Origin of the sequence: Shewanella sp. c952, assembly GCF_019654975.1 — a bacterium.
GTDB lineage: Bacteria > Pseudomonadota > Gammaproteobacteria > Enterobacterales > Shewanellaceae > Shewanella.
This window is the reverse complement of the sequence record NZ_BPEW01000005.1, coordinates 168519-188856: the sequence shown is the minus strand read 5'-3', so window position 1 is coordinate 188856 and position 20338 is coordinate 168519. Positions and strand designations below refer to the sequence as shown.

The window sequence follows — 20338 nt, the reverse complement described above, 5'->3', positions numbered from 1 at the left end:
GATTATTTTTTGAACATTGTTGGCTTGTCGTTGGTAAAGTTTAATTTTTCTGGTTAATCGACTGTTTTAATGGGGTTTTAATGGGGTTTTAATGGGGTTTTAATGGGGTTTTACTGGTTTGTGGTTATTGTTTTTTAGTCGGGCAACTTGTTTTTAAAAGCTTGTTCTTAAGAGCTTATTTTCAGGGCTTATTGAAGTTGTTTTTTGTGGGCTAAATTACGAGGGGGACATATTTTATTGTTATGATTTATCCAGTTTGAGCGCTAAATGTAGTAAAGCAGCAATAAATGGTAGGTTTTCTTGCCATTTATTGCTGTTATAGCCACTGATAGTAGTGGCTAGCTTAAGGTCAGAGCCACTATTTTTAGTGGGTGGTTGCCGTCAAATGAGGGGAAGTCCTCATGACAATCCAGCCATGTATGGTGGGTGACTTGGCGACCTTGTTTTTCGACGCAGCGCACTAAGCTGTCAAACCAAGCTTGGCGATCCACTTTGGCGACATTGTTACAACACACAATGGTGCCTTTTGCTTTGGTGGTGAGCAGTGCCGGCTTAAACAGGCTTTGGTAATCATTAATCAGATCGACAATCCCAAATGGGCTCTTAGCGTATCTTGGTGGATCTAAAAAGACTAAATCAAATTGTGTTGCTGCGAGTTTCGGATAGGCAGGAAGCTTTTGGTTTCTGCGTCCACCCACTTTTAGCCCAGCTAATTGTCTAAGTGCTGGGAATGCATCGCTTTGCACAAATTCGCATACATCTTCAACATGATTGAGCTGGGCATTTTTCTTACCTGCAGCCAGTGCAAATGAGGAAAAGTCGATATTTACCACTCGAGATGCACCGCCTACCGCTGCTGCAGTACCAATACCACAGGTATAGGAGAACAGGTTCAGCACGCTGCAATCTTGACTGTGCGCTTTGACGTATTCACGGCCAACTCGCATATCTAAAAATAGCAGTGGGTCTTGTCCTTCATGGCGTAATTTACTGCTAAACAAAATGCCATTTTCCTGCATTTTTTGTTCGCTAGTTGCAAAGGTTTCATTCTCATCGCTTAAGGGATTGAGTACGCGAGAGTTTTTGTTGGAGCGGTCGTTATAAATAACCGGTAGCGGTGTTTGTTGAGTGAGTAGCTCTGATACTTGAACTAGCTCCTCCTCGGTCAATGATTGATGAAAGCTTTGGATTAACCAAGCTTCGCCGTAACGATCGATGTTGAGGCCATTAATACCTTCGACGGTGCCGTGAAAAATACGATAGCAATTAGTGTCATTTTCTTCGGCGTGAGCAAGAAATTGAGTACGCTTACTAATGGCAGAGGCCAAAGCTTGTGGAAGTGATTGAGGCGATGGGCTTATCGACATAAATAATGGGCTCATTTGAAATAAGGACAGATAGGACGGGCTAATAATAGCAAATTTAATATGATAAATATCATTGCTGCTGGGGGATTAATGGTTTTGTACTGTAATGACTGTTGCCAAAACACAATGTATGTTTTTATTGCTAGAGTATGAGAAAGGATAAGGCTAAAAGGAGTTTCTGTGAAAATAGTATTAGTGCACGGCATTTTTAATACCGGACACGTGATGCGCTGGATGCAGCATCAGCTGACAAAAGCGGGTCATGAATGTTTTTCTCCCACCATTGGACCTTTTGATGGGCGTTTGGGAATTGAGCATGCCGCAGAAAATTTAAAACAGCAGATCGATAGTCATTATGGTGAGACTGATGAGTTGGTGTTAATTGGTTTTAGCATGGGCGGCATCGTCGGTCGCTACTATTTACAATTATTGGGCGGGGCGGGCAGAGTGAGTCAGTTCTTTAGCTTATCAACGCCTCACGCAGGTAGTATTTGGGCTTACCTGCCATATCCATCTAAAGGGGTTCGGCAGCTGCGACCTAAAAGTGAATTGCTAGGTAAACTTAATGCCACTGTTAGCAGCCTTGAAGGTGTTGTGTTGTATTCCTATCGCACCCCGATAGACCTCACTATTGTGCCCAGCATCAGTTCCGTTTGGGCGGTGGCAGAGAATAAGTCATTTTGGATTGTGCTGCACCTTAGTGTGATTTTTAGTCGTAAAATTATTAATGAAATCAATGGTAATTTGCCGCGTTAACATTTTTAAGTTTAAACGGAACGGCGGCGATCTAGGGAACTCGCTGTTTCTGAACTGTGGTTGCTACTTGGCAACTTCTTACTTAGTTGAGCATTTTCCTCAGCTAACAGTGCTTGTTGATAAGCATGTTTAAGATCGGTTTCAATATTTACTTTAAAGCGGCTGAGCAGTTGTTTCGTCGGGTTATCAAATTGAGTGGGTTGCGAATCTAACATACAGATGGTGCCGAATATGTCACCGTTGGGCCAACAAATAGGTAGGCCTAAATAGGCGATTAAACCGAGTTTAATATCTGGGTTTTTATTCCAATTTGGATCTTGAGTCGCATCGTTAACAACTAGCTCTTTTCTACCGGTGATTACCGCTTCGCAATATAAGCCGATACCTAGCTGTTCTCTCTCTTTCGCTTTAAATGGGTTGTTGGGAGTGTTACTGGCAATAAATACTTCTATCTCTCTGGGGTGGGCTCGCATTACTAATGTGGCGGGGATACGAGATATTTCAGAGACCAAATTGACCATCTCTTGCCAGCTTTCACAGATCTCATGGTTAATGTCGATCTCTTGTGTATCGAGAGCAATCATATCGATATTCCTTTTTGCAGATAATAGGCGCGATTCCGTGCAACCCTAATAAATAGTTAAGTTGGTTTCTGGCCAAAATCAACTCAGATTTCAGAAATCGGTGATAAAAAAGGCTGCTTTAGCTGTTGTTGACTATTTGCTGTTACGAATGAGGTTAATAAACAGCGCACTGGCAATCAGTACCTGACGCTCTAAATTAAAGGAGACATAGCTGCGACGCTTACCTTGGTATTTTGCACCGTCTAAGCGTTCAGTTAATGCTTCACCTGTATGGACAACGACCCCACCGAGAAAATCCATTAGCTTAATGCCAATGTCTGAGCGCGCTTTATAACCAAAAGAGGTGTTCTGTGGATCTTCAACCAAGGTAAATAGTAGTTGTGCGACGAAGTCTTCTGAAACATGGGCTCCGCCAAGATAAGTACTTAGCATGTATAGGCAACCAGGTTGTTCACCGGTAATGAGGTGTGCAGCTGTTAGCTCATTGTCTTGGAGTTTACCGAAAAGTAATTGATCAAAAGTTTCTTGGCTGACTTTGACCATAAATATGTGGCCAGCGAGCAATCCATTAACCAGATAAAAAGAGACCTCGGTTGAGTCTACATCTGCTAATGATTTAATGAAGTCTTGACTCCATTGCTCTCGACCATGACTGAGATTAGTGTGATAGTTGGCTATCCAGCCATACATTTGTGGTGCCTCATCGGCGCGCTTACACAGTTTGTCGAAGCTAACATTTTCGGGTGAAATATAGGGGTGAGCTCCCATCACATGGTTGTACTTGAACTGTTGATCTAACATTTTGTTGAATGCGTCGAGCGAGGGTAACTGTTTGAGCTCAAAGGCGGGATCACATAATAGTGTATGGGGTTTGTCGCCAAAGTACTCCATAAGCGCAACCTGTCTACGCAAATTAGGACTGACCTTTGCTCGCTCCCAGCGACTGATTGTTAAAGAGTCTAGATCGGCAAACAGTTCATGATAATCAATCAAATCATACGCTAATGCTTCTTGAGACAAGGCTTTCTGAGCACGTCGCTGGGTAATGTAATCTGCAATGCCTGCAAATTTGTCTGATTTCATGCTGACTCCTGTGTCTTTCTTGATAAAAACCAATACCGAACAATCTGATCTTAACTAGGGGCTGTTGATCTTTCGAGCTTAGTTTTTGTTCGATTCTTTACCGTAAGGAATAATTATTTTAGTACAAGGCTTGAGCGATGATGCTTAGCTGGCTAAGCGAAAAGCTCGTAACGCACTCTAGTCATAAAAGAGTAAAAGAATTGAAGCGAACCCAAAGGGCCGCGTTTCTTGGCTATTTTTACTGTGTTGTAGACTATTTGTGGAGAATAACTAAACGGCATAGCCTCCGCCTTGTCAAAATAGCCAATAAACTGCGGCAAAAACAACCGTGAAAGATAAACAGCCCCTAGGCATTCGGATATTTTTTTTTCATCGCCATGCCCTAATGCCGCTTTTTGATTACTGGTTTAATAGTCACCAATGCGTTACCACTTCCCCTTAAGTTAGCAGCATTTTTGGAATAGGGGGACACATATTCTTATGAGGTTAAATTTATGTCTAACAACACTATTTTCTCAAATACGCAATCTGCACAGTTAGTGTCTTCAACGACTGCGACTAACAAAATCTTTATCAACGGAGCGTCTAGCACTATGAGCACAGTAAACAAGTATTCAAAAGTAATTCTAACCACGTTATGCCTGAGCATGCTAACAGCTTGTGCAAGCAGCGAAGGCGTTGGCGAGGATGGGCGTGACAGTAATCGTGGCCTTAAAACTGGCGTAGCAGGTGGCGCCATTTTAGGGCTAGCAATGGGCGCTGTTGCTGGGGATGCGAGCCTTGCATTAAAAGGGGCGGCAGTTGGCGCCGCGGCGGGTGGTGTTGCCGGTGCGAGTGCGGATTATGCCAATGATAGAGAAGATCACCGCAACGAGAATGCCAACAAGAATATTAATATTAATGGCTTATCAGGTACACAAGTGGCCGGAGCTGCAGCGCCTGCAACTACTGCGCAGAACTGGGATCGCTTAGACACTTTTAGCGGACAATGGCAGGTCAATATCTGGGCATTGGATAGCAAAGGTGAGCGCGTAGAAGCGACTGGTGTTGCTCAAGGTGGATTGAGTAAAACCACGGCAGCGACGTTATCGGTAGAGAACTTAAAGGTGTCAGGAGTAGAGCAAGACCTAAATGGGCAGGTTGAACTGTCATATACACCAGCGCAGGGCTATCAATTGCAAACGGATTTTAATGGCAACAGTAAGCTTAGCTTTTCTGGAGAGTTCCAGCCGCAGCTGCAACGTTACAATTACTACCCAGTCGGTGCAAACGGACAAACTTTTTCTGGAAATGAGCGTAGCCAAATGCGCTTAGAACTTAGATTTGCAGGACAAGATGTTTTCTTGGTCGACAGCTACGCGGTGGTTGATGGTAAAGAGGTGCAGATCCAGTCATACCGCTTTACCCGTCAAGGTTAGGACAATATAAAAGTGCCAATCAATTATCGATTGGCACTTTTTTGTTTATAGAATAGGTAGCTATAAAGCTACCTGTCTGCTTGAGGAAAGGTTAATCGGGCACAGCAGCCTATCGGTTTGATATCGGATAAGCTGAACTGCCATTGGTAGCGCTGGCAAAGACTATCAACAATCAATAAGCCTAGCCCATGTCCATGTCCATGTCCATTGGCGCTATCATGTTCTGATGCAGATAGTCCGCGCCCGTTGTCGGTAATAATAATTTCATCGCTATTGACTGAGATAGTTATTTCTCCAGAGTCACTGGCGTTTATAGCATTGCCGATGAGATTACTTAGCAACATCCGTAATACGGCTGAGGTCGGCTTAATGGTTGGCGCTTGCTTAAAATCAACCGATAGCTTGATGCCTTTACCTTTTGCTAATGCTTGTAGCGGCTGAGTAATGCTTTCGATTTCAGCTTGCTGTAACAATCTAAGCGGTGTGCTGCTGGTGGCATTCTCCTGCTTGACCAAATTGAGCAATGCATCAATGGTATGTTGCATGTCGAGTGCTGCACGTTGAATACGACTGCGTTGGCGGGCTTGAAACTCTGCTGCATTATTTTGCTCCTGCAGTTTGGCCGCACCGCTGATGACTGTTAAAGGGGTTCTTAACTCATGGCTCGCATAGCGGGCAAAGGCTTGTTCCTGCTTAATCATCATCTCATTTTGCTGGCGGTAATCGTTTAAGCTATCAGCAAGTTCAGTAAATTCGGTCGCAGACTGCTCGGGTACGGTAAATCTTTTGTTCGATTCGGGGGATTTTAATTGTTTACTTAACTGCGCGACAGGATCGACTAAGCGGCAACTGAGTTTATGAATGACGAAGCCGAACAAGATAAACATTACGCCGATAAAACACAGTATAAAGAGCTTGATGAGATGCCACTCGCGTTCACTGAGCTCAACGCTTTCTGTTGGGGTGATCATAAATAGCGGCGTTAACTGGCCATCTAGAACGAACTCCCCACGATATAAAAAGATCTCTTTAGGAACCATCCCCCCTAAATTCGGGCGAGAAGACGATAGCCACTCATGCAGGATATCAGTTGACTGGTTATTGACAACTTCGCCATTAAAACCGACAGGAAATTTAGTTAAATCACCGTATTTCTGTGGGATCAGGTCAGTGGAATAGAAGGCTTGGGTGTGCAGCCCTATATTGAGTGGCTGCTTTGCACCTTGCTGAAACAAACTGATGGCATAGGGAGCACTGGTTTTAAGCTCTTGCTGATTGACTGCATCCTCAATCCACTGCATTAAACCGAACATAGATAGATAAAGGGTTAAGCCAATTACAATCGCCACAATACTGAAATACCACAGTAACTTATGGGGAAGACTTGAAGCGGTAGAAACTCTATTCAGTAGCTTGTTTAGCAAGGCTGCTCTCCAAGTTGCAGTCTAAAACCCACTTTAGGCACAGTGGCGAGCATCGGGCATTTAAAGGGTTTGTCGAGTTGATTGCGTAGTTGATACATATGGCTACGCAAAATATCATTGTTCGGTGGTGATTGGCCCCATAACTCTTCAATGATCTGTTCACGTTTGACCACATTTGGCGCATGTTTTATCAGTAACAGTAATATTTGGTAGGTCGTTGGAGTCAGTGCTAACTGCATTTGCTGACGATAGGCTTGATGCTGGGCAATATTAATTTCAACATCACCAAATTTAAGCACCCCTTGTGCCACCTGACCACGATGACGCTTTATCAGCGCTTTTACCCGAGCATCAACCACATCTAAATCGAAGGGCTTTCCTAAATAGTCATCGGCGCCGCAATCAAAACCGGTGAGAAGATCCGCTTTATTATCGAGTGCAGTTAACATCAAAATTGGGGTACTACAGCCAAGTGAGCGTAGTGCCTTACATAGGCTTAGACCGTCGAGCTTAGGCAGCATTAGATCTAATATGATGGCATCAAAATCAAATGCTTGTGCCAGTGATAAACCCAGTTCGCCATTATCTGCGAAATCAAGCTCTGCACCTTGAGCCTCGAAGTAATCTCCGAGAATGCCAGCAACATCTATATTGTCTTCGATAATGAGTAGTTTTAGTGTCATGGCAATTCATCAAGGGTTCTGTTCATGCTGGTTACTTTAGCACTTTTTTTGTCGAAAAAATGTCAATGACATTTTCTTCACTTTACAGCTGGCATGCTACTGCAAAAGTTGATGAGGATCTCGCATGACATACGCTCGCGTGAATGACGGCAATCGCACCGAAGTGTGTTTGTCAGTGATAGTACCGCTATTTAATGAGTCGCAAATGATTGCGCCGCTTTTATCCCGGCTTACAGCTGTATTAGCGGAGCTTGATGAGAGCAGTGAAATTGTATTTGTTGATGACGGCAGTAGTGATGACTCTTGGTCGCAGGTAAGTCAGTTGCCTTTAGCAAGCAATGAGTACCAATGTATTAAGCTGAGCCGAAATTTTGGTAAAGAGGCGGCGATGTCTGCAGGTATTGAGCATGCCCGAGGGCTGGCTGTGATCATGTTGGACGCTGATCTTCAAGACCCGCCGGAACAGATCCCATTAATGCTTGAGCAGTGGCGATCAGGCTACGATATCGTCAATATGAAACGTCGAAAACGATTGGGTGAAACTTGGTTTAAACGATTTTCAGCCAGCTGTTTCTACCGCCTGATGAATTGGGTGTCGGATTCCCCTGTGCCGGAGAATGTGGGTGATTTTCGTTTAATGAGCCGCCAGGTAGTGGACAGCATTAGAGCCTTACCTGAGCGGAACCGATTTATGAAAGGACTATTTAGCTGGCCAGGATTTTCGCAAACTACTCTAGAGTTTGACCGCGACCCTCGCTTTGTTGGAGAAACAAAATGGAATTACGGCAAGCTATTTGGCTTGGCGATGGATGGCATCACCTCTTTTAGTTTTAAACCGCTGCGGATTGCCACATGGTGCGGTGTTATTACTGCCTTTAGTGCCTTTGCTTATGGTGGTTGGGTGGTCAGTAAGACATTGATCTACGGTGAGACTGTTGCGGGTTATCCTTCGATGATGGTGGTGCAGCTTGGTCTCGCAGGTATTCAGTTGTTAGCGCTGGGCTTGATTGGTGAGTATTTAGGACGGGTGTTTGTTGAGGTTAAGCAGCGACCACTTTACTTGATTGAAGAGGTGGCTTACAGCCAATCACTGTCACAAGTCAAACCTGATCGAGCTTCCACCACAGCGAACGTTACCAAGAGTAATGTTAGCTATTTGGAGGCGAAGTAATGCAAGCGTTGAGCACTGGGCAGAAAAGTCTGGCTGTATTACTGCTGGTGGTATTAACCCGATTACTGCTGTTACCTCTATATCCGCTGATGGATACCACTGAAGCTCGTTATGGTGAAATGGCGCGATTAATGGTTGAGACAGGAAATTGGGTAACCCCTTTGTTTGACTACGGTGTGCCGTTTTGGGGTAAACCGCCTCTGCATACATGGATGAGTGCAGCGTCAATCGTCGTTTTTGGGGTCTCTGAGTTTGCAGTGCGTTTTCCGCATTGGATAGCGGCAATGTTGACCTTAGCCGTGATAGCTACTTTCGCTAAGAAGCAGCGACTGCCTGTTTTACCATCGTTGATTATCTTAGCGTCTACTGTTGTATTTATTATCAGTGCAGGTGCGGTCATGACTGACATGGCGTTAACGTTAGGCCTGACGATGGCGATGGTCGGCTTTTATTTGTGTTGGCAAGGCGAGCTGCGTTGGGGCTATTTTGGTTTTGTTGGTCTGGCGATTGGCTTGCTGGCAAAAGGGCCGGTAGCGCTAGTCATTTTTGCCATTGGTACTGGGTTATGGCTGTTGTGGCAATATGGAGTCTTCAGACCTTGGAAACTACTATGGCAACGTATTCCACTCATCTCTGGCTTGCTACTAATGTTGGCCATTGCGCTGCCTTGGTATGTTCTGGCTGAAAAAACGACGCCTGGATTTTTGAACTATTTTATTGTCGGTGAGCATTGGTCAAGGTTTGTCGATAGTGGCTGGCAGGGTGATCTTTACGGTAGTGCTCACGATCAAACTCGCGGCACTATTTGGCTTTATTTCCTTGGTGCTGCGCTGCCTTGGTCTGCATTTTTACCGCAAGCCCTGTATAAAATCTATGTTGAAGCGCCTAAACATAGCGATAAGCAGCTCAATAGCAACAACAGTGCGCTTGCAAGTTACCTCATCTGTTGGATGCTCGCGCCCATGGTGCTGTTCACTCTTGCTGGTAATATTTTGCCCGCCTATGTATTGCCCGGGATCCCAGCATTAGCGTTACTTATTACCTTTGCTTGGCGTGGCTCTCAAGTCCCACATTTGCATAAGGTAGCAATAGCCATCGCGGCTTTATTAATGGTAGCGGTTGCGATCATCCACTTCGGTTCAGCAAAAGACAAGAGTGAGCGCTGGTTACTACAGCAGCGCACTGAAATATTGCCGACCTATTACCTTAATAAGCAACCTTTCTCGGCTCGATTTTATAGTGCTGGTCAGGCTGAAAAGATTAATCGCTTGCAGGAGGTGGATTCAAGCGAGCAGCGCTTCTATTTAGTGGTAGATATCTCAAAAGTGGACAAGCAATTAGTCAATTGTGACGAGATCGCAAGTAACAAAGATAGAGGGCTACTGCTTTGTCGTCGCAGCCATTAAATTTCCTGAAGCAAGTGTGGCGCATACAGCAACAAGAGCTGCGTTTTTTGTTGGTCGGTGCAGGCGTTTTTGCTGCTGATGCCACGCTATTTTATTTGCTCTTTGAAGTGCTTAACTTGCAACTTCTGCCGGCAAGAGTGTGTGCATTTGTGATTGCTGTGTTGCTGTCGTGGTGGTGCAATCGTTGTTGGACTTTTCATGAACGAAAACAAGCAGCGAAAACTAAACAGTTGTTGATGTTCATTACCGTATCAAGTGTTGCTGCAATTGCTAATCTGAGTGCCTTTTATTTGGTCACGCTGCTTTTAGGCAAAACTTGGTTGGATCTTAGTTTAGCGTTTAGTGTTGGTGTGTTAGTGGGGTTAATGCTTAATTGGTTTGGTGCTAATTTATGGACATTTAAAGTCGTTAAAGATGAATAATCCGCTAAAAAGGCTGCTATGTGTTACAAACTGTTAAATTTGCTTTTACTCTGTGCTCAAAACCGCTAGCTTCAAGGAGTGTACTTTTGTGATTGCTAATGGAGTGGAACAACATGGAATCGGTTTTAAAAGGCTTTGGAGTGAGTTTAGTGCTCGTTACTGCGGTCGTAGCTCAACCTGCAGAGGCTAAATCTACGCCTAAATTGACCTTAACAGAGTCAACATTAAATGCGCCTTTTAATCTGACTCACCCGATAGTGGCGGCAGATCTGTTGCCCAGTTCTGGCAAAGAGTTAGTGGCGTTTGGTGTTGATGATTTAAGCCAGCGCTGGATGGCCGTTTATGGTTTAGATAAGGGGCAGTACAAGTTAGCGATTAAGCTTGAGTTGCCTCAAGCAATGCACTCCTTCGACATCACAGAATATCAAGAGGGTAAGACCCAACAGTTGTATTTTTTGTCTCAAGAACAGCTGCATGTTTTTAAGCCGCTAAAAGATAATACAGTGGCAGAGCTTTCGGCTATAGCGAAGATTAACTCGTTATCTTTTAAGTCCCGCCCCGATTACCTCAGTGAAGGCGAGTTTATTGCGGATCTTAATGGAGATGGTGAAGACGATATTTTGATCCACGATTTTAATCAGCTGCAGTTATTTATTGCCGATAACGGCGAATTTAAACAGCAACAGCTGCCAATAAAACCTCAATCTCGATTATTTGAAGATGGTGCTACCTACACGCAGTCTAAGCTCTATGTTACTGACATCAATTTGGACGGGTTAGTCGATATTGTCAAAATTGGTGAAGGCGAGTTAGAGCTCTATAGCCAAACAGAAGACAAGCTATTTAACCCCATTGCTGAGTATGTGTCTGTTAGGCAACCTATAAGCGGTATTGACTGGTGGAACAAGCGCGACGCATATGGTGAGCAGCTTGACCAGAGTGAGTTGGTGTACCGTAAAGTGGAGGAACTTAAGGATATTAACAACGATGGTATTACCGACCTTGTCGTGCGCTACACCAAAAGTTCAGGCGTATTCGATAGAGAGAATGATTATGAGGTTTATCTTGGTGAGAACCAGAAGGGCAAACTAGTGTTCCCAAAAGTTGCCAATAGCGTTGTTAAAGCTGAGGGAACCTTAACGGGATTGCAGTTTATTGATATTGATAGTGACGATAAAGTCGAGGTGATGGTCGCTGGGTTTGATATCGGAGTGTCACAGATCATTGGTGCTTTGCTGTCAGGCAGTATCGATCAAGATGTGCACCTGTTTAAAATGGATGATCAAGGGCGTTTTGCTGAAGAGTCTAATGTGAGTAAAGAGGTTGAGCTTAATTTTAGTTTGAGCTCAGGACAAAGTGGCAGCCCAGTGGTCAAGCTGGCGGATCTTAATGGCGATGGCCTTAAAGATTTAATCTTGTCAGATGATGAAGACACGCTAAAGATCTATTTCGGCGCGACTGGCGATAGCTTGTTTAGCCGTAATGCTGAAAAGCATGATTTAAAACTGCCTGTTGATGGTGGCATGCTGCAAAGTGATGACTTAAATGGTGATGGTAAAGAGGACATCTTGATTAAGTACGGCAAACAAGATGATAAAGCTCTCGCTAATCAGTTTAGGGTCTTTTTCGCCAGCTAATACCAATCAGTATAAAGATTTGATCGCTCAGTGAGAGTTTAGCGACTTTGAGGTAAGGCAATGAATGAAGAACATAGTTATTCTACATTCAAGTTCATTAACACAGCATCAAAGCCTCTAAAACTCGCCTGTAAGGAGTGTTTTTGGCTTCCTACTTCTGCGTTGAATAAACTCATAAGGGAATAACCATTGTGTCATTACTCACTTTGGATTAGCCTGCCTTGAATTAGTTCGCCAAAAACACTCTGAGTAGATCAAATACTTATACTGATTGGTAATATATATATTAGGGGTTGTCACAAGCAACCTCTGTTACTCTTTAGTCACATTTTTAACCGCTATATTGATGCCTTTCATTTCTGTAAATACAAACAATCACTTTAATTTACAAAGCTATATGTAGCCTTTCCTTACATTGCAATTGCTGACAGTTCTTGACGTAAATTCTTGGTCATAGGTAGTGAGTTTGTCATTAATTAGTTAAGGAAAATAAATGAACTTCACACCACGGAGTATGAGTTGTCTCTTTTTAGCATTGGTTACAGTTACTGGTTGTAGCTCAGATGATGAAAGCAATTCAAGCAGCGAAGCATACGTACAGTACTACAGTGCATCAGCCAATAGCACCGCAACAGCCTTGGTTTTAGATGATTATCAATATACCGCAATTGATTACGCAGATTCTCAACCGCGCTATGTTTACAGTACTGGAGCGGTTGAAATGGAAGTGGTTGGTAGTGATGAATTTGGTGATGAGATATCGCTTTACACTTCAAGTTTGTCGCTTGCTAATGGCGATGATCACTTCTTTGTTTTGACGGGGGATTATAGTGAACCAGAGTTATTAGACATTCAGTATGACCGCACAGAGATGGACGAGTTGAATGATGATGACAGTGATGACTACAGCAAAATGCAAGTCTTGGTGGTTCATGCTGCAGTAGGTGAAGCCACTTATGATGTTTACTTTGGTAAAGACGTTGAGGGCTTTAGTGCTGCTACTATGTTGGATTCGCTTAGCTATAAAAGCTATTCCAGTGAAGTGATGTTTGATACTGGCGAGTATGTGCTTTATCTCGCGGAGACAGGGGCAAGTGTGCCTATCTATACAACGGCAACGTTGGACTTATCTTCTAACACTGTTTATAAGTTTGTGATCCGCAATAGTTTTGGTCCAGGAACGCCCAAGCTCACCATTGATGCTGTTGATTCGACCGGTAGCCCAACCCAATATGCCAATATTGATGCCAATGCCGAGTATCGTGTTTTCAATGCACTGATTAATGCTGAAGAAATTGATATCACGATGTCGAGTAATCAAGAGACCCAATACCTATACGATCTTGGACAATATGAGTTAAGTGATTTCACTGCTATTGGTTACAGTGATTATGGGGTGACAGTTACAAACAAGAGTGCCAATGAAATACTGGCGAACAATTTGTTAGTGACCTTTAACCAAGATGAAAGCAAGTCAATACTGGTGTATCAAGACGCGGCTGGAGTGACCAAAGGCATGACATTGACTCACGACCATCGTCCGCAAGCTTTCACTCATCAAATTGATTTAGCGAATTTGGTTTTTGATTATGAGGCGCTTGATGTCTATTTCGTTAAACCAACAGAAACTATCGAGTCTGCCGAATATAAACTTAGCTATGTAGAGTTCACGGAATTGGGGACACTCAGTATTGCGTCTGGAGAATATGAGATAAATGTTGTTTTTGAAGATGACAATGAAACACTGACTTTGCTCTATCAATCTGAGCCAATACAGTTTGAGAACGCTGGCAATTACACCATGGTGTTGCATAAGGACGAATCTCAGTCATTGGGCTATCGACTGACGATTTTATAATGACTCAACGAGGCGCTAGTTTCGTTGTAAAAACTAGCGTCTCATCAGTACTACTATTGCTTTTCTAAGCTCTTGAGGGCATCGGTATCGATGCCTTTCATCACTTCTTGTTCAAGTGCATGCTGCTGGTTTATATCGTTGGCTTTTTTCTGCTCTTGTAACTGTTGCTGTTCGATTATCATTCTAGTTTGACGCTGCGCTGCCTCTTGCTCTGTTTCACATTGTCTAAAACCATCAGACCAACCTTGAGCATACTGTTTGTCGCTGTTGAAGCGATTGACATCTTTTTTGAATTCGTCGAATAAGCTACCGCCAGCTTTGTTACCGCTATGACAACCGTCATCAAAACCGTCGGCATAGGGAAGTGGAAAGCCTTTCTCAACCATCAAATCATGCTGGCTAACACAGCCTGAAAGTACGAAAGCCAAAGCCATTGAAATTAACGTTGTCTTGATTACTGGATTTGCAAAGTCAGTCCCCATTGATATTACCTCTGGTTGAATATGTTATACCAATCAGTATAAAGATTTGCTCGCTCAGCGAGAGTTTACCGGCTTTGAGGTAAGGTCATTAAATGCTCCTCGGTAACAGCTCCTGCGTTACTTTACCTCCCATATCCATATAGTCGTGCATTAATGCCATTCACCACATCTGACCTCCAAGGATGGAGGGAATGCCTTAAGCATGTCAGGAACATGCTAGGCCATGTGGTTAGCAATGAATGAAGGGCATCGTTATTCTACGCGCAGCATCAAAGCCGCTATAACTCACCTTGGATTAGCCTGCCTTGGATCAGCTCGCCAAAAACACTCTGAGTAGATCAACTTCTTATACTGATTGGTATTATTAAGTTTAGCAGCGTAACTGAATGTGTTGCAGGTATTCTGTGATATTGGAGTGATTATTAAAGGAAAAAGGTGCAGAGGTAAAAGCGAAATTAGCGTCTAAGTTATTATTGTTATGACGATATTTTTTCATGCCTTTGGGGCGAAATGATATGCTTTTACCTCTGCGATAAGGGCGGTTAGCGACCGATCCGACAGAGCTCTCCCGAGAGTTTACTAATGCGGCTACGCAGTTGCTCAATCTCTAATTTTATTATCTTACTGCGGCTTTCAGGCTGCTCGCTTTGGCGTACCAGTTGATACACTGTTTTTGTTGATAAGCCGTACTGCCTAGCAACGTCAGACAGTAATCTGCCATTATTTTTAACTTCGTCGATAACGCTGAGGTTGAGTTCATGTTTTATTGTTGTCATTAATTACCTCTTTATATTACTAACATGTGGACTGTTGAACGCTCTACATTCCACGGACTGAAGCTTAGATATTTGCTTAACATGGCAAACTTTTGGCAGTTATCTGATAATTTTCTAAGTTATTTTACTCTGCATTTTCGCTCTTTCTATGGGACCTGCTTTTACTACTTTATAGGTATGCTTGTTTTGTGCCAAATTCAAAAAATAAAGTTATTTCAAATTAAAACAGTGCGTTAGTTTTTTACTTCAACTTGAGAGCTTAAGTGGAGTTGTGATTGACGTTACAAGATGGTGCAAGCTTGCTTGATTGTGGTGCAAGGGAGCCTCGTCAAAGAGTTGTACGTTTTTAAAGCGCTTGTCGCATTGGGCATTGTCTATTCACTGGTGACTTATATACTGCTAACAAATTCACTCGATATGTTGTCGTCTTTATTCGCATGAAGACAGTTAGGAGTAATGTTTATGAGTATTAAGCACAGTAGTGCTATCGCTAGTTGTATTGTTGCAGCAGTGTTTGTGTCAGGTTGTCAGACAACCAATCCATATAGCAATGAATCCCAAAATGCTAAAGCCACTAATGGCGCCTTGATTGGCGCATTAGCGGGTGCTGCGATAGGTGTAGCTTCATCAAGTAAAAGTGACAGAGGCAAAGGTGCGTTAATTGGCGCAGCATCTGGCGCTGCGCTTGGCGGTGGTATTGGTTACTACATGGATGTGCAAGAAGCAGAGCTGCGTAAGCAACTACAATCTTCGGGCGTGAGTGTGACTCGTAGCGGTGATACCATTATTTTGAATATGCCAAATGATGTCACTTTCGGTGTAGACCAAACCGATCTTAGTCAGCGAGCAGAGCAAGTGCTAAACAGCGTTGCGTTAGTTGCATTAGAATATGATGAGACCAAACTCAATGTGATGGGTCATACCGATAGCTCGGGCGCAGCCTCGTACAACATGAGATTATCGCAGGTGAGAGCCAGTGAAGTAGCAAGCTACTTGATGAGCCGTAAAGTACCGTCAGCGCGAGTGGTCTCACACGGTGTTGGCGAAGATAGACCAATTACTAGCAATGAGACTAAAGCGGGAAGAGCTGAAAATCGCCGCGTTGAGATTATTCTTAGTCCACTAAGCTAATTTTATACTGATAACTGTCATTGTTATTTGCGACTATTTGTCTAATGAATTTGGTTTTTGAGTGATCCCATTCAAGCGCTTGAACATGGATAGCCTCGCAAGGACGTTATAGATTGTTTTCAATTGATAAATGCTTTTTGATCGCCCTCAGTTATTGCTTTATTTATTGTCGCGTTAAAGTCACTTATGGAAACTAACATGAAAAAATGGATTGTCGCTTCGTTATTAGTCTTACCTCTCACAGCCAACGCAGCACCTATTGAGATGCGCGCCGCGGGTAGTCTGAAAAATGCGATGTCAGATATTGTGGCTGCGTACCAGCTAGAATCAGGGCAAGCGGTTAATAGTCGTTTTGCGCCTTCAGGTCTGCTTAGAAAGCGGATAGAGGCTGGTGAGGTTGTGGATGTTTTTGCCTCTGCCAATATTAAGCATCCTCAAACGTTACAGCGAAATGAACTGGCTGAAAGTGTGGTGATGTTTGCTCAAAATCAGATGTGTGCCATTGCACAGGCTGATGTTGATCTCAATAGCGAAGGTTTATTACAGAAGATGCTTAGTAGCGATATAAGGCTAGGTACATCTACGCCCAAAGCTGATCCTTCAGGTGATTATGCATGGAAGGTATTCGCTAAAGCGGATGCCTTTAGTGCTGGTGCACAAGTACGGCTAGAAACTAAAGCATTGCAGCTCACTGGCGGCGAGAACAGCAAAAAAGCCCCTGTGGGACGTAACACTTATGGCTGGGTAATGGAGAACAATCGCGCTGATATCTTCTTAACCTACTGCACTAATGCAGTGTTGGCGCAAAAAGAAGTGCCCAATCTTAAGGTGGTGCAATTACCTGATGAGCTGGCAGTGGGAGCAAATTACGGTTTAGTCGTATTAAAGGCTGCTAAACCGGATGCTTGGAAGCTTGCGATGTTTGTGTTGTCAGAAAAAGGCCAGTCTATCTTAGCTGACTATGGTTTTAGTGCGCCGTTAAAGCTGTAGGATAATACCAATCGCTATAAAGATTTGGTCACTGAGCGAGCGTTTAGCGGTTTTGAGGCAAGGTCATTAAATGCTCCTCGATAACTGCTCCTGCGTTACTCTACCTCCTATATCCATATAGTCGTGCATGAATGACATTCACCACATCTGACCTCCAAGGATGGAGGGAATGCCTTAAGCATGTCAGGAACATGCTAGGCCATGTGGTTTGCAGTGAGTGAAGTACATAGTTGTTCTAGGTTCAAGCTCATTAACGCCGCATCAGAGCCGCTAAAACTCGCCTGTAAGGCGTGTTTTTGGCTTCCTACTTCGGTGTAGGATAAAGGCAAAAGGGAATAGCCATTCTGGCAATTATCCGCCTTGAATTAGTTCGCCAAAAAACACTCTGAGTAGACCCACTACTTATGCCGATTGGTATAACCTAACAAAAATGCCGCCTATCAAGGCGGCATTTTTTGTGGTTCAGTTAAGCGAGTTAATTTAATAAGAACACGGTGGCTAGGCCTAAGAAGGCAAATAGGCCAATCACGTCGGTCACTGTGGTTAACACCATACCGCCAGCGAGTGCAGGATCGATGTTCATTTTTTTGAGGATAAGTGGAATACTGGCACCGGCAAGCCCTGCGACAGTCATATTTATCAACATAGCGCCACCAATGGTTGCTCCTAGCGTGATATCACCTTTCCATGCCCAAACGGCCGCAAAGACCAGAACTGACCATAGTATGCCGTTGAGGAAGCCAATGGCGAGTTCTTTACCGATAAGCCATCTAGAGTTACTTTGACCAATTTGACCTAAGGCAATACCACGAATAACCAGCGCTAAGGTTTGGTTACCAGCTACGCCGCCCATGCTGGGGACAATGGTCATCAAAATCGCGATGGTGGCGAACTGCTCCAATGTTCCCTCAAACATGTTGCTGACAGAAGCGGCGAGTAATGCGGCAAATAAATTAACTGTTAACCACAATGAACGACGAAAAGTACTTTTTAGCACTGGGCCAAAGGTATCGGTATCATCGTCCATACCCGCCATACCCATCATTGAGTGTTCAGCATCTTCACGGATAACATCAACCACGTCATCAATGGTAATACGGCCAAGTAGTTTGTTGTTATCATCAATTACCGGAGCTGACATCCAGTCATGACGTTCGAACAGCTGCGCGACCTCACTGTCTGACATGCCTACGGGAATCGGCTCAACATCGGCTGCCATGATATCCCTAATGGATGAATCAGGGTTACAAGTCAGTAGGTCGGCAATACGAACACCACCAAGTACGCGATCATGCTTATCGACCACATACAGCATATCGGTTGCGTCTGGTAATTCGCCGCGAATTCTTAAATAGCGAAGTATCACATCGATATTGACGTCAGGCCTTAAGGTCACCGTATCGGTATTCATAATACTACCGGCGGTATCATCAGGATAGGAGAGTGCTTGCTCAACCCTGACCCTATCTTGAGTGCTCATAGACTGCAGCACCTCATTGAAGACGCTGTCAGGTAAGCTTCTTAAAATATAGGCTAAGTCATCGGTGTCCATGCTTTTGGCCGCTTTAGCGACTCGCTCAGGACTCATTTGACTAATCAGGCTATCTTTCAGCTCTTCGCCCAGCTCATCGAGAATTTCGCCGGTATGCTCTTGGTCAATCAATTGCCAGAGGACTTGACGAGTTCGTGGTGGCGAAGATTCGAGGATAAAGGCAATATCAGTGGCTGCCATGTCTTGCAGCATATTACGGACATGGACGAACATCCCGCTACCTAATGCTTTATTCAGCTGATTGAGGCGTTGGTCTGTTGTTTCATTATCTAAGACTTCAATCGGCATGGATCCCTCTCAGGCGCGTGTAAAAGGCACATATAATAACGTAAGTAATACCAATCGGCTCAAGAAATAGCTCACTGAATTAATTGGATTGGTATCAGAGGTATAAAGGATAAATTTTACAGGAAAAGAGGGCTAGCTGTCTTCGTCAAATTTGGCATTAATTAAATGGCATATGGCCTCTAATGCTGGCTCAGCATCTGCTCCTGTGGCAACTAGTTTTATGGATTTGCCCATTCCAGTCTCCAACATTAGTAAGCCTAGTACACTTACAGCGGATGCTTGTTTTTCGCCTTGGATTATTGTGATTTCAGCATCAAATTCAGAGGCTAATACCACCAGTTTAGTTGCGGCTCGGGCATGAAGCCCAAGCTTATTGCATATGGTAACTTGTCGTTCAATCGTTGGCATTTTTTAACTCGCGGTGGCTAGTTGTCACTTTATGCCGTCCATCTTTAAAGTGTTCAGCAAGCCTTTCGGTTACATACACAGAGCGATGTTGGCCTCCGGTACAACCAATAGCAATGGTCAAATAGCTGCGATTATTACGCTCTAAATCTGGCAGCCATGTACGGAGTAAATTCTCTATCTGCCAGATAAATTTATTCACCAATGGGCGTTGATTGAGAAAATCCTGTACCGGCTTATCAAGCCCCGTCATTGGCCTTAGTTCGGGCTCCCAATGCGGGTTAGGCAGAAATCTAACATCGAACATAAAGTCGGCTTCGGTAGGCATACCATGTTTAAAACCAAAAGACTCAAACTTGATCATTAGCTCTTTATCAACATTACCCAATAAAATCTCACGAACTTGATCGTTAAGATCGTAGATGTTGAGGTTTGAAGTATCGATATAGTGGTCGACTATTTTGGCTAATGGTTCTAGCTGACGGCCTTCAAGCTGAATGGCTTCTTTCAATGAGATATTCGAATGAGACAGCGGATGAAGTCGTCGGGTTTCGTTATAGCGTTTAAGCAATACTTCATCGCTTGAGTTGAGAAAGAAGCTGAGTAGTTCGACACCTTCAGGTAGATTAGTTAGGTGTTTTTCCAGCTCTGTATCTTTCTCTGGCATATTGCGAATATCGACACTAATTGCCACGAGCTCCGAATTTCCCGTTAGCTGCTCTAACAGTGTTCCCATCATCGGTAACGGAAGATTATCGACACAATAATAGCCGAGATCTTCTAACATCCTTAGAAGAACGGATTTACCAGAGCCTGAACGACCAGAGACAAGAACGAGTTTCATCTTTTGACTACCTGATAGAAGTTAGAATGAGTGTTTTATATATGTTTACAAGATGTATAAG

General features: G+C 43.7%; 19 protein-coding genes. 9 read left to right on the top strand and 10 right to left on the bottom strand.

What is annotated here, in order from left to right; translation table 11 throughout:
• Positions 1–338 precede the first annotated feature (338 nt).
• On the bottom strand, positions 339–1367 hold the full coding sequence (locus K5R16_RS06175) for a class I SAM-dependent rRNA methyltransferase (protein WP_259649778.1): 1029 nt from the start codon (positions 1365–1367) through the stop codon (positions 339–341).
• Positions 1368–1547: 180 nt separating this feature from the next.
• Here K5R16_RS06175 and K5R16_RS06170 point away from each other — a divergent pair, with 180 nt between their 5' ends.
• A complete protein-coding gene (locus K5R16_RS06170; protein ID WP_220736655.1) occupies positions 1548–2123 on the top strand; it encodes an alpha/beta hydrolase in 576 nt (191 codons plus the stop codon).
• Positions 2124–2134: 11 nt separating this feature from the next.
• On the opposite strand, the gene K5R16_RS06165 is transcribed toward K5R16_RS06170, so the two are convergent.
• Both K5R16_RS06165 and K5R16_RS06160 read right to left on the bottom strand, forming a co-directional pair.
• Positions 2135–2707 (bottom strand): GAF domain-containing protein, encoded by a 573-nt coding sequence (locus K5R16_RS06165; RefSeq protein ID WP_220736654.1) that lies wholly within the window; start codon positions 2705–2707, stop codon positions 2135–2137.
• A 132-nt stretch (positions 2708–2839) separates the two neighbouring features.
• The gene (locus K5R16_RS06160) at positions 2840–3790 is read right to left on the bottom strand and encodes a helix-turn-helix transcriptional regulator (protein ID WP_220736653.1); all 951 of its coding nucleotides are present in this window, start codon (positions 3788–3790) and stop codon (positions 2840–2842) included.
• Between the two features lie 494 nt (positions 3791–4284).
• Here K5R16_RS06160 and K5R16_RS06155 point away from each other — a divergent pair, with 494 nt between their 5' ends.
• Positions 4285–5208 carry a hypothetical protein gene (locus tag K5R16_RS06155; RefSeq protein WP_220736652.1) on the top strand — a complete coding sequence of 308 codons (924 nt, stop codon included), beginning with the start codon at positions 4285–4287 and terminating at the stop codon, positions 5206–5208.
• A 68-nt stretch (positions 5209–5276) separates the two neighbouring features.
• Here the strand turns inward: K5R16_RS06155 and K5R16_RS06150 are convergent, their stop codons facing one another.
• On the bottom strand, positions 5277–6632 hold the full coding sequence (locus tag K5R16_RS06150; RefSeq protein ID WP_220736651.1) for a HAMP domain-containing sensor histidine kinase: 1356 nt from the start codon (positions 6630–6632) through the stop codon (positions 5277–5279).
• Positions 6626–7315 carry a response regulator transcription factor gene (locus K5R16_RS06145; protein WP_220736650.1) on the bottom strand — a complete coding sequence of 230 codons (690 nt, stop codon included), beginning with the start codon at positions 7313–7315 and terminating at the stop codon, positions 6626–6628. The genes K5R16_RS06150 and K5R16_RS06145 overlap by 7 nt, the downstream gene beginning before the upstream one ends.
• A 124-nt stretch (positions 7316–7439) precedes the next feature.
• On the opposite strand from K5R16_RS06145, the gene K5R16_RS06140 reads away from it, so the two are divergent.
• The 5 genes from K5R16_RS06140 to K5R16_RS06120 all read left to right on the top strand — a co-directional run bounded on the left by K5R16_RS06140 (position 7440) and on the right by K5R16_RS06120 (position 13809).
• Positions 7440–8486, top strand: coding sequence for a glycosyltransferase family 2 protein (locus K5R16_RS06140; RefSeq protein ID WP_220736649.1), 1047 nt, complete (start codon positions 7440–7442; stop codon positions 8484–8486).
• The gene (locus tag K5R16_RS06135) at positions 8486–9892 is read left to right on the top strand and encodes a glycosyltransferase family 39 protein (RefSeq protein ID WP_220736648.1); all 1407 of its coding nucleotides are present in this window, start codon (positions 8486–8488) and stop codon (positions 9890–9892) included. The genes K5R16_RS06140 and K5R16_RS06135 overlap by 1 nt, the downstream gene beginning before the upstream one ends.
• A complete protein-coding gene (locus K5R16_RS06130; protein ID WP_220736647.1) occupies positions 9874–10314 on the top strand; it encodes a GtrA family protein in 441 nt (146 codons plus the stop codon). The genes K5R16_RS06135 and K5R16_RS06130 overlap by 19 nt, the downstream gene beginning before the upstream one ends.
• A gap of 113 nt (positions 10315–10427) precedes the next feature.
• Positions 10428–11951: a VCBS repeat-containing protein gene (locus K5R16_RS06125; RefSeq protein ID WP_259649777.1), complete on the top strand. Its 1524-nt coding sequence runs from the start codon at positions 10428–10430 to the stop codon at positions 11949–11951.
• A gap of 493 nt (positions 11952–12444) precedes the next feature.
• Positions 12445–13809 (top strand): DUF4397 domain-containing protein, encoded by a 1365-nt coding sequence (locus tag K5R16_RS06120; RefSeq protein ID WP_220736645.1) that lies wholly within the window; start codon positions 12445–12447, stop codon positions 13807–13809.
• Between the two features lie 53 nt (positions 13810–13862).
• Here K5R16_RS06120 and K5R16_RS06115 read toward each other — a convergent pair whose 3' ends face one another.
• Both K5R16_RS06115 and K5R16_RS06110 read right to left on the bottom strand, forming a co-directional pair.
• Entirely contained in the window at positions 13863–14291 is a 429-nt protein-coding gene (locus K5R16_RS06115) for a hypothetical protein (RefSeq protein ID WP_220736644.1), read from the bottom strand.
• 542 nt (positions 14292–14833) lie between these two features.
• A complete protein-coding gene (locus tag K5R16_RS06110; RefSeq protein WP_220736643.1) occupies positions 14834–15067 on the bottom strand; it encodes a transposase in 234 nt (77 codons plus the stop codon).
• Between the two features lie 462 nt (positions 15068–15529).
• On the opposite strand from K5R16_RS06110, the gene K5R16_RS06105 reads away from it, so the two are divergent.
• Entirely contained in the window at positions 15530–16198 is a 669-nt protein-coding gene (locus tag K5R16_RS06105; RefSeq protein ID WP_220736642.1) for an OmpA family protein, read from the top strand.
• 198 nt (positions 16199–16396) lie between these two features.
• Positions 16397–17188, top strand: a complete 792-nt coding sequence (locus K5R16_RS06100) for a molybdate ABC transporter substrate-binding protein (RefSeq protein WP_259649776.1) — start codon at positions 16397–16399, stop codon at positions 17186–17188.
• A gap of 475 nt (positions 17189–17663) precedes the next feature.
• On the opposite strand, the gene mgtE is transcribed toward K5R16_RS06100, so the two are convergent.
• The 3 genes from mgtE to rapZ all read right to left on the bottom strand — a co-directional run bounded on the left by mgtE (position 17664) and on the right by rapZ (position 20277).
• Entirely contained in the window at positions 17664–19028 is a 1365-nt protein-coding gene (gene mgtE / locus K5R16_RS06095) for a magnesium transporter (protein ID WP_220736640.1), read from the bottom strand.
• Between the two features lie 132 nt (positions 19029–19160).
• Positions 19161–19436 carry an HPr family phosphocarrier protein gene (locus K5R16_RS06090; protein ID WP_220736639.1) on the bottom strand — a complete coding sequence of 92 codons (276 nt, stop codon included), beginning with the start codon at positions 19434–19436 and terminating at the stop codon, positions 19161–19163.
• Positions 19423–20277, bottom strand: coding sequence for an RNase adapter RapZ (gene rapZ, locus K5R16_RS06085; RefSeq protein WP_220736638.1), 855 nt, complete (start codon positions 20275–20277; stop codon positions 19423–19425). Before rapZ ends, K5R16_RS06090 begins: the two co-directional genes overlap by 14 nt.
• Between the last annotated feature and the right edge of the window lie 61 nt (positions 20278–20338).

Coding starts and splice junctions, on each gene's coding strand:
- K5R16_RS06175 (WP_259649778.1), bottom strand. CDS start 1,367: ATGTCGATAAGCCCATCGCCTCAATCACTTCCACAAGCTTTGGCCTCT.
- K5R16_RS06165 (WP_220736654.1), bottom strand. CDS start 2,707: ATGATTGCTCTCGATACACAAGAGATCGACATTAACCATGAGATCTGT.
- K5R16_RS06160 (WP_220736653.1), bottom strand. CDS start 3,790: ATGAAATCAGACAAATTTGCAGGCATTGCAGATTACATTACCCAGCGA.
- K5R16_RS06155 (WP_220736652.1), top strand. CDS start 4,285: ATGTCTAACAACACTATTTTCTCAAATACGCAATCTGCACAGTTAGTG.
- K5R16_RS06145 (WP_220736650.1), bottom strand. CDS start 7,315: ATGACACTAAAACTACTCATTATCGAAGACAATATAGATGTTGCTGGC.
- K5R16_RS06140 (WP_220736649.1), top strand. CDS start 7,440: ATGACATACGCTCGCGTGAATGACGGCAATCGCACCGAAGTGTGTTTG.
- K5R16_RS06135 (WP_220736648.1), top strand. CDS start 8,486: ATGCAAGCGTTGAGCACTGGGCAGAAAAGTCTGGCTGTATTACTGCTG.
- K5R16_RS06125 (WP_259649777.1), top strand. CDS start 10,428: ATGGAATCGGTTTTAAAAGGCTTTGGAGTGAGTTTAGTGCTCGTTACT.
- K5R16_RS06120 (WP_220736645.1), top strand. CDS start 12,445: ATGAACTTCACACCACGGAGTATGAGTTGTCTCTTTTTAGCATTGGTT.
- K5R16_RS06115 (WP_220736644.1), bottom strand. CDS start 14,291: ATGGGGACTGACTTTGCAAATCCAGTAATCAAGACAACGTTAATTTCA.
- K5R16_RS06110 (WP_220736643.1), bottom strand. CDS start 15,067: ATGACAACAATAAAACATGAACTCAACCTCAGCGTTATCGACGAAGTT.
- K5R16_RS06105 (WP_220736642.1), top strand. CDS start 15,530: ATGAGTATTAAGCACAGTAGTGCTATCGCTAGTTGTATTGTTGCAGCA.
- K5R16_RS06100 (WP_259649776.1), top strand. CDS start 16,397: ATGAAAAAATGGATTGTCGCTTCGTTATTAGTCTTACCTCTCACAGCC.
- mgtE (WP_220736640.1), bottom strand. CDS start 19,028: ATGCCGATTGAAGTCTTAGATAATGAAACAACAGACCAACGCCTCAAT.
- K5R16_RS06090 (WP_220736639.1), bottom strand. CDS start 19,436: ATGCCAACGATTGAACGACAAGTTACCATATGCAATAAGCTTGGGCTT.
- rapZ (WP_220736638.1), bottom strand. CDS start 20,277: ATGAAACTCGTTCTTGTCTCTGGTCGTTCAGGCTCTGGTAAATCCGTT.